Below are 15,161 nucleotides of genomic sequence, written 5' to 3'. Positions count from 1 at the left end.
GTGGGCTGAGTGAAGCCGACGCGGGGTGTGCAGGGTTCGGGACCCGGGCGGTGCTATGTGCGGGGCCTGAGGCGCATGTGCAGCCGTTGCGGGCTGAGTGTGAGGGCCAGGGCGGGGCGGACGGGGCGGCCGGGCAGGGGTTCCAGGCGCCATCGTGCGGCGATCGTGGCCAGGATGATGACGGCTTCGGTGATGCCGAACTGGTCGCCGATGCACTTGCGGGCGCCTCCGCCGAACGGGATGAAGGAGCCGTCCGGTGGGTTGAGGTGGCGGGAGCTGCTCCACCGGTCGGGGTCGAATTGCTCGGGGTTGTCGTACTGGTCGGTTCGGTGGTGGATGAGATAGGGGCTGAAGAAGACGGCCGTGCCGGCGCGGACGGGGTGCGAGCCGAGGTGTGTGTCGGTGGTGGTGGTGCGGCTGACGAGCCAGGCCGGCGGATAGCGTCGCAGGGATTCCATGAGGACTCGGCGTGTGTATTCCAGCCTGGGCACGTCGTCGAGTGTGGCTGCGGTGCCGGCGAGAACGCTGTCGGCCTCGGCGTGGAGCTGTTCTTCGATGTGGGGATGCTGGGCCAGTGCGTGCAGTGACCATGCCAGGGTGGCGGCCGCGGTCTCGATGCCGGCGAAGAAGAAAGCCATCAGCTGGTCGATGATCTCGGCGTCGGAAAGATTCTGGTCATGGCCGTCTTCGGGGGAATCGGGGCTGCCGAGGAGTACGGACAGCAGGTCGTCGTGGCCGGTGGCGGCGGAGCGGCGGTCTGCGGTGGCGCGGGCCATGGTCTGGCGCAGGCGGGATCGGGCCTGGTAGTAGCGGCGGTTGCCGGGGGTGGGGAGCGTGTTCAGGCGCGGTGGTGTGATCATGCGCCGGAAGATGCCGTCCGTGATGGCGCCGAGGTCCTCCAGTACCTCGGTGATGGCGGTGGGGCTGAGGGTGTCGGCGAACATGGTTGCCACCAGGCCCTGGGCGACGATGTTCTGCATCTCCCTATAGGCGTCGATGGTCTGGCCGTCGGTCCACGAGCCGGTGGCGGTGTCGGTCTGTTCGGTCATCAGGCGGGCGTACGCGGGCAGGCGGGCAGGGTGGAAGGCGGGCTGGACCAGCCGCCGCTGGCGGCGGTGGTCGGTATGGGGGCAGAGGGGCAGGCCGTTGCCCAGGACTTCCCTGCCCTGGTCGAATGCCGGGCCGCCTTTGTCGAAGGTGCGGTCGTTGACCAGGACGTGGCGGGTCAGCCCCGGGTCGCACACCAGAAGGGCCTTCATGGGGCCGATTCGGATGTGGACCAGGTCTCCGCGGGCGGGCAGTGAGGTGAGGAATTTCAGGGGGTCGCGTACCAGTGGCAGGAGGTGCCCGAGGAGAGGCAGCGCTCCCGGTGCCTGGCTGATCGGAACGTCCATTGTCATAGCTGTCCACTCTCCGGTCGGCGGTGTGGTGGATGAAGCGGGGACGCGGGGGGCGCGGGGCCGGTTGCTGCGGGTAGATCCCGGTGCCGGATCCGGGGAGGTTGATCTCCGACTGGCGGACGTGCGAGTAGAGGTAGTCGGTCATGTCGTGGACGAGGCGGTTGGTCCACGCGGCGGTCATGCGTGGCCGGGTGCGGGCCCACAGGTCGGCCAGTTTTTCCCGGATCCTCGACACCGCGAGGACGTCGCCCACCCGGTGGGGCCCGGTTCGCGGGGCGGTGCCGAGGAAGGGGGCGATGAACTGGTCGGCGATCTCGGTGGCCACCTCCGGGTCGCGGGCCTCCACCATGTCGGCCAGGACGTCGTCCAGGACGAAGTAGGCGCTCATCCAGTCCGCCAGGACGTATAAACGGCCGCCGGAAGCGTGGGGGTAGACCCGGCCGGCCAGCCTTCCGAGCAGGAACGAGTCGCAGAACTCCCGCGCTTTCGGGCTGTTGGCGATCATGCCCATATCCTGTACCCACGCCTGGGTGTGCTGCTGGGCGCGGTCTTCGTGGGGGTGGAGCCCGGCCGGCAGATCGAGGCGGAGGTGAGGGACTGCGAGATCCATGATCACTCCCTCGTCCTTGTCCTGACAGTGGCGGGGCAGCGGCCCGCCGGTTCCTTTCCTTTCAAGAGAGCCAGTCCCACCCCAGGAAGGGAAGGTCTGAGTAACCAAAAGGGCGTGAACCTGTTGAACGGTCCTGTGCAGGCGAACCAGGGGGCGGGCCAGATGAAGGCCCGCTAGGAAAAGCACCCTGAGGGCGGGGGACGAGGCGGATGGTTCTCGGGGGTCGCATGCGGATGCGAACGGGTAGATGTGTGCTGCCCGTCGTTGCTGGTGGGGAGGCTTCGGTGAGGTGCGAGGCGGCCAATTAGGTGCAGCGGCGATGACAGCCCGGTCCTTCAAGTCGGCGGCCTCCGGGTTCCGCAGCCCTGTGCCACCTGCCGGCGGGCTGAGTGGGTCGCGGCCGGGTTCCTGCTGCCCCTTCCTTCCAGTCTCGGTGCCACTGCTGAGCCGACGGCTGCCGAGGCCACGTAGGTTCTGTCCGGCGGATCATGGCGGCATAGGCTTCAGGCCATGCACAGCACCCTGACGGAGCACGCCAGATGTCTCTACGGAGACGAGTACCGACCCACGTCGGAGTGCGGGCTCGAACACGGGGAGCACCATTTCGTCGAGGAGCTGACGTTCGCCGACGCGGATTCGATCCTTGCCATGCTTCGTGAACTCTGTCCGCACGTGGTGGACGGCTGCTTGCCTGTTTGGATCCGAAATCTGGCCTATCGGCTGGTGCTCTTGCAGCGGCCGGACGAACCGGCACTGCTGCGGGAGGCTGCCGGGAATCTGTGGATGCACGGCCCGGACTGGGACCACATTGCAGAGGACCTCAAGAAGCGGGCCGGCGCTCTGGAAGCCGACTGATCACGGCCTGAGCCAAAGGCGGATCGACGCAATCGTGACGGTGCCAGGGAAGACGTAGGCGCGCTTGTCGTACCGCGTTGCCACAGCCCGGAAGTGCTTGAGTCGGTTGATCGTGCGCTCGACCTCGTTCCTGCGCTTGTACATCTCTTCATCGAAGCCAGCGGGTCGGCCTCCTCGGCTGCCGCGTCGCCGACGGTTGGCCCGCTGGTCCTTCGGTTCCGGGATGGTGTGTTTGATCTGCCGTCTGCGCAGGTAGCGGCGATTGCGGCGAGAGCTGTACGCCTTATCGCCGCCCACATGGTCAGGGCGGGTGCGCGGATGACCACCGCCGGGGCGCTTGATCCGGATCCGTTCGAGGACGGGTACCAGCTGCGGGCTGTCGCCCCACTGACCCGGCGTGATCAGGAAGGCCAGTGGACGGCGGCCGCCCTCCCCGGCCAGGTGGATCTTGGAGGTCAGACCGCCCCGGGACCGGCCGAGTTCTTCGTCGGGACGGTGCTGCCGGGGCGTTGATCTCCGTTTCGGTATACGGGGTGTTCTGCGTGGTGCACCGGCAGCGTGCTGGTGGGCCCGGCACGAGGTGGAGTCCACGCTCACCATGCTCCAGTCGATGCACCCCTGAGAGTCGGCCTCGGCCTGGACGGCCTGGAGGATCCTTTCCCAGGTGCCGTCCGCCGACCACCGGCGGTGGCGCTCGTACACGGTTTTCCAGCTCCCGAACCGCTCCGGCAGATTCCGCCACGGGACACCTGTGCGGACGCGGAACAGGACCCCGTTGATCACCGTCCGGTGATCAATCCAACGTCCACCCCGGCGCCCGGTCTTCGGCAGATGTGGGGCAAGTTGCACCCACTCGTCGTTCGTAAGATCGCCCCGCCCCACGACCACCACGATGGCCCACGCGAGGCGATCACATGATCCGCCGGACAGAACCCAATGGACGGGTCGGGCCGGTTTCGCGGCGGGCCGCCCCGGGCGCGCCGGGAGAGTGCTGCAGGCCGCCAGCCGGGGACGCGTGCGGCGGGTCTATGTGTCTGGGTCTGGCCGATTCGGTTTCGGGACTGGCGGTTCCTCACCATCACAGCAGGGTTCAACGCGTTCACGCTTCTGGCAGCCCGCGGGCTCGTACCGCGCCGCATCGCGGCGATACGAAGGAGCAGCACATGAAGAACAACGAACCCGTGCACTGCCGGGAGTCCTTCGGGACGGGCCGTGCACGTCGACGCTTGAGCGCGAGGAGACGATGGTGGATTCCCAGTTCGACACAGCGGTGGCGGCGTACGAAAGCAGCATGGAGGAGATGCCGTTCCGGGAGCATGTCGAGGCGTACAGCTTCCTGAACGCGGTCGGTGAGGTCGCTGGGCGGAATGTGCTCGACCTCGGGTGTGGCAGCGGGTTGTATGCCCGTCGGTTGCGCCGTGCCGGGGCGGCGCGTGCGGTGGGGATGGACGAGTCGGCCGCGATGGTGGAGCACGCCCGTCGGCGCGAGGAGCGCGAGGGGCTGGGCGTGGAGTACCTGGCAGCGAACGCCGCCGACCCAACCGCGGGAGAACTGCCGGACATCGCCGGCTCGTTCGACGTGGTCACGGCCGTGTACGTGCTGCCTTACGCCCCCAGCCAGGACGCGCTGCAGGGGTTCTGTGCGACGGCGCGGCGGGCGCTGCGCGCGACGGGCGGGCGGTTCGTGGCTGCGGTCCTCAACCCGGAGTTCTCCACGGATCCGCAGTGGTACCGGGGTTACGGCATGCTCCTGAGTTCGCAGGAGTCCCCGGAGGAGGGCACGCCGGGGCACCTGCGGGCCTGGGTCGGGCCGGAGGTGCTGGACCTGGACTTCTTCCGCTGGTCCACGGCAGCACACGAGCAAGCTCTCGAGGCGGCCGGGTTCGACGGCGTCTCGTGGATTCGCCCGACCGTCTCCGACGAGGGACGCGCGAGGTATGGGGATGCGTTCTGGGCGAACTACCTCGACTGCCCTCACGCCCTGATCATCGACGCCCACGCCAGCCCTGAGGCTGTGCCCGACAGCCCTGCCAGCACGGCCGAAGACACCTCAGCGGCACCGCACCAGTGAGCTGTCCCCCACAGCTCTCCCAACCGACCCACCCCAACCGACCCGAGGAATAGGGCCACTGCCATGAGCCGAATCAGTACAGCTTCACCGCCCCTCACCGGTACCGACGCACCCCCGGAAAGCGCGGCACAAGACGCCCCGAGCCCCAGCGGGTTCCGGGTAGAGGGGTTGGACCTGCACAACCCGCGCCTGGGCGAGCGGTACGGCACCCTGGTGCTGGGGCTGTCGCCGTTCAATTCCTTCTACTCCACGCAGACCGTAGCGGACCTGTGCCAGAGCGCGGCCAGGTCGTTCTCCGACGTGCACGTGGTCCTGCCGGGGGCCCCTGAATCGGCGCTGCGCTACATTTCCGCGGGCAAGGCGCCGCGGCACGCGGTTCAGCGCTCCAAGCGCGTCATCCACAACATGCGCAACGTCGCACGCCGCACCCTGGCCGACTGCGGGATGCCCGACACGGACTCCCGGGTGCATGTGATGACCCGCTTCGCCTCCCACCCGCGCTACCAGAAGAGCCGGGACCGCATCGAGAGCGCCTACCGCACGCAACGGCCGATGCGGGAAGCGGTGCACGCGATGACCCGGACCGCCCTGGCCACCTCCCTCGACTCCGAGCCCACACCGGCACAGATCGAGAGCAACACCCGCTACATCTTCGCCGAGGCCCCACTCCTGCTGGACGCCGCCGGCATGCTCGCACGCCCCAGCGCCCTGTTCGTCTACCACCGCAGGGTGCCCCTCTACGACGTGGTGGCCGCCGGCCAGGTCCCCGGCCTCACCGTAGGAACGGGCCACACCCTGTCCGTTCTCACCGATGAAAGGAACGACCGTGGCAACAACGATCCCCGATGAACTGACCTGGCCCGACTCCTTCCCCACCCGCGGCCACGGCCTACCGCCCGAGATGTTCGACATCCTGCGACGCGAACGGCCGATAGCGCCGGTGACTTTCCCCTCCGGCCACCGCGCCTGGCTGGTCACCCGCCGCACCGACATCACCGCGATCGGATCCAGCCGCAACTTCTCCCGCAACCTCACCTGCCCCGGCGGGCAGCGCATCGCCGGAGACGACTTCAACAGCGTGCCCGGCGGCATCTTCAACCTCGACCCGCCCGAGCACACCACCGTACGACGCGTGGTCCAGCCGTTCTTCAACCCGGCCGCCGCGGCGGCAATCCAGCCCGCCATCGCTCTGGCCGCCTCCGACCTCGCGATAGCCCTGCGCGAGGGCCCCAACCCCGCGGACCTGCACCGCGCTTACGCACATCCGCTCGCGGCGACCCTGGCCTGTGACCTCATGCGGGTGGCCCCACGTCAGCGCCGCAAGATCGTGCCCCGGCTGCGCTCGCAGGTCGACTACACGACACCGGCCGCCAAGATCGACACCTCCACCCGGTGGATGCTCGACTTCGCGACCGAAGTGATCGACGCCAAGAGGGCCGACTACGACGACGGATGCGAGCCGCGTGACCCGGTCGAGGCGCTGATCCGCGCTCACCAGCACGGGGCCATCACCGCGGAGCATCTGCACGCCACGGTGATGTATCTGTTCGTCACCTCTGCCGAACCGGTCACCGGGCCGGTCACGACCGGTGTCTACACTCTGCTGCGGCACGGCGATCAGCTCGCCCGCATCCTGCGTGACCCCGGTCTGTGGCCCACAGCGGTGGCCGAGCTCCTGCGCCTGCACCACAACGGCATGACCTCGATGCCCCGCCTCGCCCTGGCCGACACAGAACTGCACGGAGTCCGCATCCGGGCCGGCGACGCCGTCGTCACCCCCTGGGTCGCCGCGACCTGGGACCCCGAGCACTACAAACAACCGGAGCGATTCCGCCTCGACCGCAGCACACGGGAGGACCCGACCATCACCTTCGGCACCGGCCCCCACTTCTGCCTCGGCGTCAACATCGCCCGCCTTTACCTGCAGACCGCGCTCTCGACCCTCTTCACACAACTGCCGGACCTGGCCCTGGCGGCCAAGCACGAGGACATCGCCTGGGAACCGGACACCTACCTCTTCACCCGGCCGACGGAACTGCCCGTCACCTGGTCCTGAGGTGTGTGGGCCTCAACACCCCGCACTCTGCCGCCTCAGATGTTCCCTGCCTCCGCACATGAGCAGACTCTGCTACGGGGCGAGGCACGGACCACTCTCGGGCGTCGGCTACCGTCCCCCGAAGGGGCTCGGCACGGTCGGCCTGGAGGGCAGGTCTATATGCGGCGGCGGCAGGTCTATATGCGGCGGCGGAAGGCTGCCATGGACTGGCGTAGTTCTGCCACGTTCGTGCGGGCGGGCATGGAGGAGACTGTCCGGGCGCTGGCGAATGCCTTCTGGGCGTGCGGGAGCGCCTGGTCCCACTGCCCTGTGTGAAGAAGGGCGAGCGCGATCTGGCTGTGGGTGATGGCCAGGGCCTTGTGGTGGTCGACGGGTCTTGTCCTCAGGGAGTCCAGGAGGGCCTGGAGGTGGTCAGGACCTGCTCCCAAAGCCTTGAGTACGAGAGCGCGCTGGTACTGGAGCGACGCTTCCGTGTAGGTCTCGAAGGGACTTGTTGCTTGGAGGTCCTCCTGGTGTATCCGCAAGGCGGTTGCGAGGGCACGGAGCGCAGCGGGGCGGTCGCCGGTCCGGGCCAGAGTGAGGGCATGACCGGAGTAGAGGAAGCTCCGGAGCGCAGGTGCCGCGTTCGGGCCTGCGATCTCGATGGCGTGGCCCGTGAGTTTCCCACTGAGCGCTTTCTCGCCAAGGCTGTCCGCCAAGGTGGCCAGGGCGCGCAGCGTGATGGCGTAGTCGGGTCGGGCGCCGGCCCGCCGGGCGAGTCTCAGCGCGTGCTGGTAGTAGCCCTGGGCAAGCCCTGGACGGCCGCTGTCGGCCGCTATAGCGGCTTGGACGTAGCTGAGCCGGGCAAGGGCGGTAAGGACTTCCGGCCGGTCGGTCTCGGCGCTGCGCATGACCAGGAGGCGCGGTGTCTCATCGGCTATGTAGCGTGACAAGGTGCTGCCGAGCGTCAGCCCCCCGTAGCGCTGGACGTGTTCGAAGAAAAAACTGCTGAGGTGTTCGAGGCGCTGTGCGGTGGATGAGCGGCGGCTGTCAGAATTTTGCAGCCGGATTGCTGCTCCGCTGAGTTCGGCTTCGATCTCCTGGACGGAGAAGAGGCGCGCAGGCCGGCCTCGTCGGTCGGAGTCGGCGTCGGTGACGGCGAATTCGGCGAGTGCGAGGATCGGGTGCGCGGTGGAGGAAGATGCCGCCTGTTGCGGGGATGCCAGCCCCGTCCATTCGGGGGTCACCAGTCGGCCCAGGCGGCGGCTGAGGACCTCGGCCACCAGGGCGGGCACGGGAGGGCGCGGGCGGGACCCGGACAGCCAGTGCGCGACCGCTGTCCGGTCGTAGGTCAGGCGCAGGCCGTGAAGAGTACCGAGCCGGTTGACTTCCCGGGCCAAATCCCCGTTGGTCCACCCTGCCTCCTGCTGAAGAGCAGCCAAGCGAGTATTTCGCGTCCCTTTAGGCACACCTTCCCCCGCTCCCCGGCCCCAGCACGGTCCTGGCAGATTTAAGAGAACAGTCGCCACGATGCTGGGAACATCCACTTTAAGACCGCCGTGGATCCACGTCCCCGTAAGTTCCGGACATCTGCGCAGTTCAAGCGGGACCTTTTAGGCCATCTTCCGGCCGTCTCCGAATTCAGCGCGCTCGGGCACCCGACGGGTTCTTCTCCAAGTGGGCCGCAATACCTCTGGCGGGCCTTGGAGTGGCGCCTGAAAGTCGCTGGCAGCGTGTGATCGGGAGGTAATAGGAATGAGCACTTCCGAAGCGAGACAGCCCGTTTTTCGACTGCGTGGCCATACGAAGCAGGGGCGGGGGCACGGCCGCAACGGCCGATCAAGAGACGCGCAGCCTCTTCGATCGGCCGTAACCGACACCTCACCCTTGAAGGAACCGGCCAGCCGGAACAGCTGCAAAATCAGTTTGAGCCTGTCACCAGTCCCTCCTGTGCCGGCTCCTGGCAGAGCTGCGCATCATCGGCGGCTGTTTCCCACGCCTCGCCGGGAGGGGGAGCGGCCGGAGTAAGCGAAACCAACGGCGATTCGCAAGGCACCGGAAGGGGACACAGTGCGAAAGGATCTGTCATGGTCCATCGCTACCGCGTTCACCCATCGCAACAAGCTTTCTCAGCACACGACGCGAGCCGAGACACGCAAGGGAACGATTCTGTACTCCCCAACGGCCGAGTGTGAACAACCGGGGACTCACCAGTCCCGGCTGCCCCTGTTCTGCTCACTCCCAATTGTGGGGCGGGGGCTATCGTCCGGTGGTCGCCGGCCCCGAGAAAGGTTGTGGGCCGGGCGGCGGCCAGCGCTCTGGACGCCGCCCGGCCCACCCTGCTTGTGGTGTGGCCGGGTCCACCATCCACGGCGCATGCGTGCCCGCTCCGCACTCCGCCGGCTTCCGGCCGCGACCGACCCGCCCGCCTCTTCCCAGCGTCGGGCCGGTGAGTCCAGGGTGATGGGCGTCGTCTGTTGTGCACTGTGGGCGTCATGCGCTTTCACTAGTGCTGCCCGTGGGCGCGTAGCGGCCGTGACGGCGGCAACGGAGACTGCGCTCGGGACGCACTGAACTGCACGGTCGTTCGGTACCGGGGCCATGCCGGCCGCCCGCCCCGTGCTCACGGCTCTGGCGTGCTGTTTTCCTCACAGGCCTGCTGGTGCGGATTTCCCAGTACGCCAACGTCAGGTGCGTTTGAGGCCGCAGCAGGACGAAGAAGTCAATTGGCAGCTGGGGAGCTGAAGAGAGCCCGCTCCCCGTCCGAGGCCCCTTGAGGACGCCACAGCACAACCGCGCTGAAACACCACCTCAGGCGCTACCGGCAACCATCCCGCATAGACGGCTGCTGGGACCGCATGGCCCGGCCGCGCGGCACGTACCCCGCGCACTGGGGGCAGCCGGTTCCAGCGACGAGGGAATGGATCTGGGCCTGCCACACGTGCCCCTCGTCGCACTGCCAGAACGCCGACTTGTGGGAGCCAGGACCGATCAGGGTCAAGTTCAGTTCGGTGTTCAGTTCCGGATGCCATTGCGCGGCGATGACCGGGTGCTCGTTGACCAGGAAACGGGTGCGGCGTGTCATGGGCACGCACCGTAGGGCGCGCCACTGACATGACCTTGCCGGGGGCACCGTCCTTGCCACCCGCCTTCCCCGGCCCTCTGGTAGGCGCCGACCGCAGCTACGCCCTATTCCTCACGCCCACGCCGCCCCCTACGGCTTGGTCAACAGCTGCGCAGAAGTGGCGGCCAGGTGCCGCGTCAGGTAGGTCCGCGGTCGTGCCATGGTGAGCGAGGCGTCAGGTGGTTTTCGAGGCAAGCCCGGCGAGCCTGGTGAGCTCCGCGCTGTAGCGCTGCAGTTCGGGGGAGACATTTTTGGCCTGTTTGATGATTTTCCGCGCCTTGCGTTCCTGTTCCTTGATACAGGACACGGTGGTGAAGCCGAACCTTTCGCCGTCCTCGACCGCTCGTTCTGCAGACCAGAGCACACTTTTGATGCTGGAGGGGTCCATGTACGTCATCTCCGGGACCTTGACGCGAGTTTTATCGTCGAGGTGAAGAGTGATCGCGAAGGTGTAGGCCCGGGGCAGTTGGCCATCGAAGACCGATTTCGGTCCGACAGTAAAGGCCACGCGCTCCTGCTCGTGGGGCGGCAGGCCGTACTTCATCTGGCGGACCTGCTTGAAAGGTGCTCGAGCTTCTAGTGGAACTTTGACGTCGTACCGGGCCTTCACCTCGGTGCCCCCCGCCCCGTAGGGACACCCCACCTCGGTGACTGAACTGAAGTGGAACTCCGCCTGTGACACCAAGGATGGGTTGTCGCCGTTGTTTCTGAGGATCACGGTGACCAGCGATGCCTTCCAGTCCTTCATCACCCCCCGCCTCGACTCCGCCGTCAGTCCAGTCCGCCTGGATCTCTTCTTCCTTCTCAAGATCGAAATCGACCAACTCCACCCCAGGCTCCGGATCCGGTGCGGGCTCCGGCTGAAGGTCCGGGAACAGCAAGAACACCACCCCCAGGACGCCCGCGACAATGCCTACAGCGCCGCCGGCAACCGCGAGAACGCCTTGTGGACGTTGCAGGAAGGGGCGCTCCGAACTTCCTGGCGAACCGCCCACTCCAGCCGACTGCCCGGTCCCGGAGCCAGCCCTCTGCGATCCATTCTGATTGCCCGTCATAACGCTGCCATCCCCGGGAATCTTGGCCCCGAACCGCGCAGACACGGGCTGGTGTCCACAGATCGCTGCTCCAGGCCTGAAACCGCCAGACTCTGTCCACAGGCGAACGCTCATAAGTTCGGTGTCCGCTTCCGGGTTTGAGGTGCCGGGACGCAGATCGAAAGGGCACGGCCATGGCACGGACGAAGTTCGACAAGCAGGTGGATGAGTCCGTCGATTCCCTCGCGCGCGGGATCGCCCGGGTGCTGGCCGGCCGGGACCTGGACGGGGTCCGCCGATGCGACGTTCTGGCGTGCGGGTACCCGGGTCCTGCCGAAGGTGGAGGGCAAGGTCCGCCGCCGCTCCTACAAGCCCGGGTGGCGCCGGTTGTCCTTCGGTTTCGCTCTCGGTGGCGGTGTCGCGGAGAGCGGCTACCTGACCACCCGGGACCTGGACGCCACCCGCGAGACCCTGACGTAGCTGTGGGAGAACCGGGAGACGGCGCTCGCGACGCTGGAGCCCGGCGGGATTGCCGCGGCCTCCGTCCTCACGGTGGGCACCGCGACGTACATGGTCCTGACCCGTGAGCGCCGGGAGCTGATGCGCGAGTGGGTGGGCCCGCTGCACGAGGCCCTGCACCAGCCGCTGGGTCTGGCGGAGCAGACCGACCCGCGCTGCTACCTCCACATCCCGAAGAACTTCTCCGACGACGACGCACAGATCCGTGTCGACCTGCCCACCCGGCTCGGGTTCTCCCGCGACGTGGTGGCCGACCTCATCACCCAGAAACTCGCCCTCCAGGGCGTCACGTTCTCCTGGCACCCCGAGGGCCGCAAGCCGTACGTGCTGGTGAAGAAGACCCGCAAGCCCCCAGCCACGGCCCTCTTCAAGGACCCCAAGATGCGGGACCTGGTCGCCAAGGCCAAGGAGGCCGCCCCGATCATCGGGTTCGGGGCCGGCGGGCGGATCGTCTCCGTCGACCTGGACGCAGAATCCCCGCACATCCTCGTCAACGCCAGTACGGGTGGCGGCAAGTCGGTGACCCTGCGGTGCATCGCCTGCCAGATGCTCCACCACGGCAGCCGGGTCTTCGTCCGGGACACCAAGCGGATCTCCCACCTCTGGGCGCGCGGCCTGCCCGGCGTCACCTACTGCGCCGACGTCGCCGACATCCACGACCAGCTCATCGCCCTCGGCAGGGAAGGCCGGCGCCGCACCCAGGTCGCCAACGCCCTCGGCATCGGCGCCGACCCGAAGGCCATCGGGCCCCGGCTGTTGATCCTCCTCGAAGAGGTCAACGCGACGATGAAGCAACTGGCCCGCTACTGGGAGAAGACCCGCGAGTCCGGCGACCCGAAAGTCTCCCCGGCCATCGACGCCCTCAACGAGATCCTCTACATGGGCCGCCAGCTGCGCATGCACGTCCTCCTGGTCGCGCGGTCCGCCACCGCCCGCGCCCTGGGGTGCCCGGAGGTCCGCGAGCAGTTCTCCACCCGCATCCTCGCCCGCTACAGCGTCAACGCCTGGCGGACGCAGGTCCTGTTCTTCACCGAGCCCGAAGCCCACAAGTGGGCCAGCACCGGCTTGGCCGCCACCGAACCGCAACACACGGCCCTCCCCGAACAACCGGGCCCGGCGCTGTTGCACAAGCCCGCCAACTCTCCGGCCGACGCCTGGAACGACCCGGCCCTGCCGCCCACCACTCCCGACCCGGCACCGGCCGCCGACGTCCTCGCCGATGCCTCGTCGCTCCCGCCCCAGACCACGGCCGCCACCCCGGCCGCCGGCGGGCCCGCCGCCCCGGCGACGTCGCCACCGGACCCGGCACCCGGTGACGACGACCCGGCGGTGGGACTGCGCCAGGCCGCCGAGCACCACCTGCCCGCCATCACCCTGGACGCGCTGCGCTTCGCCCGCGCCAACGACCCGACCTTCCCCACCTCGGTCGCCAAGCGCGGCACCGAACTCCTCTACAGCGTCCACGACCTCAAGAAGTGGGCCCGCAACCGGCCCCGCGCCCCCACCGGCACCACCGACCTCGACTGAACCCCGGACCCCGGCGGGTCAGAAATCCGGACCTGTCCGCCTTCACCGACACGATCCCCCGCAACCAGAAGAACACCCGGCACCACACAGAACAGGAACACCCCCGCCATGAAGAAGACCGCGCTCCTCACGATCCTCAGCTTCGCCGACCCGGACCTGCGCGCGCAGATAGAGGCCATGCCCGAGGGGACCGCCCTCAGGCATCAGCACCACCGGACAGGCCATCGCCGTCGACCTGGACGGCGAATCCCCGTACGTCCTGGTCTGCACCGCCAGCGGCGGCGGCAGCACCACCATGCTGCGCTCCCTGACCGCCCAGTTCCTCCACCAGGGCGCCCACGCCCTGGTCCTGGATCCCAAGCGGATCTCCCACCTGTGGGCGCAGGCCGTGCCCACGGTCACCCACCGCGGCAACATCGCCGGCATCCACGACGCCCTGGTCCACCTCGCCACCGAGCTGGAGCGCCGCCTCGACCTCGACGGCAACCTGGACACCGTGCCCCGCCTGATCGTCGCGGTCGACAAAGCCAACGCCACGCTGCGCCGCCTCGCCCGCTACTGGGAGACCTTCCGGCAGAAGGACGACCCGAAGACGTCACCGGCCATCGCCGCCCTCGAGGAAGCGCTCTGGGTCGGGCGCGCGGCTCGCGTCCACGTCTTCGACGGACGCCCCCAGTCCACAGTCCTCGGAGGAGCGGCCCGCGAGCTGTTCGCCACGGTGATCCTGGCGCGGTTCACGGCCGACACCTGGCAGGTCCTCGCCCCGGCCGCCGGCCCCAAGCAGCGCCACCCGCAGCGGGGTCACTTCCACGTCATCCAGCACGGCGAGGTCGACGAGACGCAGGCGATCCAGATGACCGACGCCGACGTCGTCACCTGGCTCACCGACCCGGACGACCCCACGGCCTGACTGAACGGCCGACACACCACGGGCCCCGGGGGATCAGCCATGACATCCCCGAGGCCCGGTATGGGTTCGCGCTGTCCAACGATGGAGCGGCCCCGGCGTCACGCGCTCCGCGACCGCCCGGCAACGCTGCCGGACCGGAGCAGGGAGCGCTGCCGCGGACTTGATGCCGGGGGGTGGGCCGGGCGCGTTTCACTCCCGTGTTTCAGATCGCCGGGTCCAGGCGAAGCGACGCCAACGGGGAGCGCCGGCCTTTCTCCACCGTGCGCAGCTGCTCCCAGTCGACGTCGGGGTGGGCGGGGATGACCGCGTCGACGGAGGTGGTGGTGTAGAGCCGGACGTCGACGGCTCCGGCGCGGCTGGTGCCGAAGCGGACCTCGATCCCCTGCGGGGAGCGGAACCAGCCGAGCCGGACCATGTGGTCGAAGTCGGCTTTACCGATCGCTGTTCTGATCGCGTCGCCGTGAAGTGGGAAGACACGTCGAACGTGTCAGGGACGGTGTGAGAACGAAACCAGGGTCGACGGTGTGTGACGCCTTCCACACAAAGAGCGTTCGCCGGACTGAGTGGAGGGCCGTCCTATACCGTCTCGTGTTGCCCCTCCAGGGCATGCGCTGCGCACGTACACGAGACGGTATAGAACGGCCCTCAAAGGCCTCTGACCTGTGCAAATGAGGTTTGCGCGAGGGTGTGGCCCTCCCTCAGAGTGGCTGCCGTACCCGAGCGGGCCCAACAACTTCACGGGAGGAACCCCCTGGCCCCCAACGCTCCGAGCCCCGCCAATGGCGGTATCAGCCCATCGTCCATCCGGTGGAGAAGCAGGCAAACCGGTGTGTGTACCACGTGCCAGCGGATCACTTGCGAAGCTTGTTCAAGGAGGAGTCCTGGAAGAAGTTCGGGGTACCGCACATGGTTCGTGCCTGCGTCGATCTAAACCGTGACGGATCACGAGGGCCCATTCGCGTTCTGGGGAACTCGTGGCTCTGCTGCTGCCATATTGCCCCGTACTGGATGCCAGAACCTGACTGATGGCATCAGGGAAGGCGCTACCGTCGATAGCCCTGCCATCGGAGCCGGGA

Annotated in this window: 13 protein-coding genes and 1 pseudogene; 7 read left to right on the top strand and 7 right to left on the bottom strand. The window is 68.1% G+C overall.

Features of this window, described 5'->3' with window-relative positions; translation table 11 throughout:
* Positions 1-53: 53 nt before the first annotated feature.
* Together N7925_RS00210 and N7925_RS36130 are read right to left on the bottom strand one after the other, a co-directional pair.
* On the bottom strand, positions 54-1,400 hold the full coding sequence (locus N7925_RS00210) for a cytochrome P450 (RefSeq protein WP_274342635.1): 1,347 nt from the start codon (positions 1,398-1,400) through the stop codon (positions 54-56).
* Positions 1,401-1,518: 118 nt separating this feature from the next.
* Positions 1,519-1,788, bottom strand: a pseudogene (locus N7925_RS36130) (terpene synthase family protein); the annotation flags it as partial.
* 732 nt (positions 1,789-2,520) lie between these two features.
* Between N7925_RS36130 and N7925_RS00205 the strand changes: the two are divergent.
* Positions 2,521-2,865 (top strand): hypothetical protein, encoded by a 345-nt coding sequence (locus tag N7925_RS00205; protein ID WP_274342634.1) that lies wholly within the window; start codon positions 2,521-2,523, stop codon positions 2,863-2,865.
* Here N7925_RS00205 and N7925_RS00200 read toward each other — a convergent pair whose 3' ends face one another.
* Entirely contained in the window at positions 2,866-3,747 is an 882-nt protein-coding gene (locus N7925_RS00200; RefSeq protein WP_274342633.1) for an IS5 family transposase, read from the bottom strand.
* Positions 3,748-4,108: 361 nt separating this feature from the next.
* On the opposite strand from N7925_RS00200, the gene N7925_RS00195 reads away from it, so the two are divergent.
* From N7925_RS00195 to N7925_RS00185, 3 genes are all read left to right on the top strand, one after another.
* The gene (locus N7925_RS00195) at positions 4,109-4,936 is read left to right on the top strand and encodes a class I SAM-dependent methyltransferase (RefSeq protein ID WP_274342632.1); all 828 of its coding nucleotides are present in this window, start codon (positions 4,109-4,111) and stop codon (positions 4,934-4,936) included.
* A 168-nt stretch (positions 4,937-5,104) separates the two neighbouring features.
* Complete coding sequence (locus N7925_RS00190) at positions 5,105-5,785, top strand: tRNA-dependent cyclodipeptide synthase (protein WP_274342631.1); 681 nt, start codon at positions 5,105-5,107, stop codon at positions 5,783-5,785.
* Positions 5,763-6,992 (top strand): cytochrome P450, encoded by a 1,230-nt coding sequence (locus N7925_RS00185; protein ID WP_274342630.1) that lies wholly within the window; start codon positions 5,763-5,765, stop codon positions 6,990-6,992. The genes N7925_RS00190 and N7925_RS00185 overlap by 23 nt, the downstream gene beginning before the upstream one ends.
* 176 nt (positions 6,993-7,168) lie before the next feature.
* Here N7925_RS00185 and N7925_RS00180 read toward each other — a convergent pair whose 3' ends face one another.
* The 3 genes from N7925_RS00180 to N7925_RS00170 form a co-directional block, all read right to left on the bottom strand.
* Complete coding sequence (locus N7925_RS00180) at positions 7,169-8,413, bottom strand: hypothetical protein (RefSeq protein WP_274342629.1); 1,245 nt, start codon at positions 8,411-8,413, stop codon at positions 7,169-7,171.
* Between the two features lie 1,376 nt (positions 8,414-9,789).
* Positions 9,790-10,056: a zinc-ribbon domain-containing protein gene (locus N7925_RS00175; protein WP_274342628.1), complete on the bottom strand. Its 267-nt coding sequence runs from the start codon at positions 10,054-10,056 to the stop codon at positions 9,790-9,792.
* Between the two features lie 214 nt (positions 10,057-10,270).
* Positions 10,271-10,843, bottom strand: coding sequence for a hypothetical protein (locus N7925_RS00170; protein WP_274342627.1), 573 nt, complete (start codon positions 10,841-10,843; stop codon positions 10,271-10,273).
* A gap of 511 nt (positions 10,844-11,354) precedes the next feature.
* Between N7925_RS00170 and N7925_RS00165 the strand changes: the two genes are divergently transcribed.
* The 3 genes from N7925_RS00165 (at position 11,355) to N7925_RS00155 (ending at position 14,085) form a co-directional block, all read left to right on the top strand.
* Positions 11,355-11,609, top strand: a complete 255-nt coding sequence (locus N7925_RS00165; protein WP_274342626.1) for a hypothetical protein — start codon at positions 11,355-11,357, stop codon at positions 11,607-11,609.
* 72 nt (positions 11,610-11,681) lie between these two features.
* The gene (locus N7925_RS00160; protein ID WP_274342625.1) at positions 11,682-13,175 is read left to right on the top strand and encodes a pRL2-11; all 1,494 of its coding nucleotides are present in this window, start codon (positions 11,682-11,684) and stop codon (positions 13,173-13,175) included.
* A gap of 295 nt (positions 13,176-13,470) precedes the next feature.
* On the top strand, positions 13,471-14,085 hold the full coding sequence (locus tag N7925_RS00155) for a hypothetical protein (RefSeq protein WP_274342624.1): 615 nt from the start codon (positions 13,471-13,473) through the stop codon (positions 14,083-14,085).
* Between the two features lie 202 nt (positions 14,086-14,287).
* On the opposite strand, the gene N7925_RS00150 is transcribed toward N7925_RS00155, so the two are convergent.
* Positions 14,288-14,500 (bottom strand): hypothetical protein, encoded by a 213-nt coding sequence (locus N7925_RS00150; protein WP_274342623.1) that lies wholly within the window; start codon positions 14,498-14,500, stop codon positions 14,288-14,290.
* Between the last annotated feature and the right edge of the window lie 661 nt (positions 14,501-15,161).

The organism is Streptomyces sp. CA-278952 (genome assembly GCF_028747205.1).
In the GTDB taxonomy this organism is placed as follows: domain Bacteria; phylum Actinomycetota; class Actinomycetes; order Streptomycetales; family Streptomycetaceae; genus Streptomyces.
This window is presented reverse-complemented; position numbering and strand designations above follow the sequence as displayed.

Bases quoted from the DNA above. Each gene is read 5' to 3' on its own strand.
- N7925_RS00210 (WP_274342635.1), bottom strand. From the start codon at position 1,400: ATGACAATGGACGTTCCGATCAGCCAGGCACCGGGAGCGCTGCCTCTC.
- N7925_RS00205 (WP_274342634.1), top strand. From the start codon at position 2,521: ATGCACAGCACCCTGACGGAGCACGCCAGATGTCTCTACGGAGACGAG.
- N7925_RS00195 (WP_274342632.1), top strand. From the start codon at position 4,109: ATGGTGGATTCCCAGTTCGACACAGCGGTGGCGGCGTACGAAAGCAGC.
- N7925_RS00175 (WP_274342628.1), bottom strand. From the start codon at position 10,056: ATGACACGCCGCACCCGTTTCCTGGTCAACGAGCACCCGGTCATCGCC.
- N7925_RS00170 (WP_274342627.1), bottom strand. From the start codon at position 10,843: ATGAAGGACTGGAAGGCATCGCTGGTCACCGTGATCCTCAGAAACAAC.
- N7925_RS00165 (WP_274342626.1), top strand. From the start codon at position 11,355: ATGAGTCCGTCGATTCCCTCGCGCGCGGGATCGCCCGGGTGCTGGCCG.
- N7925_RS00155 (WP_274342624.1), top strand. From the start codon at position 13,471: ATGCTGCGCTCCCTGACCGCCCAGTTCCTCCACCAGGGCGCCCACGCC.
- N7925_RS00150 (WP_274342623.1), bottom strand. From the start codon at position 14,500: ATGGTCCGGCTCGGCTGGTTCCGCTCCCCGCAGGGGATCGAGGTCCGC.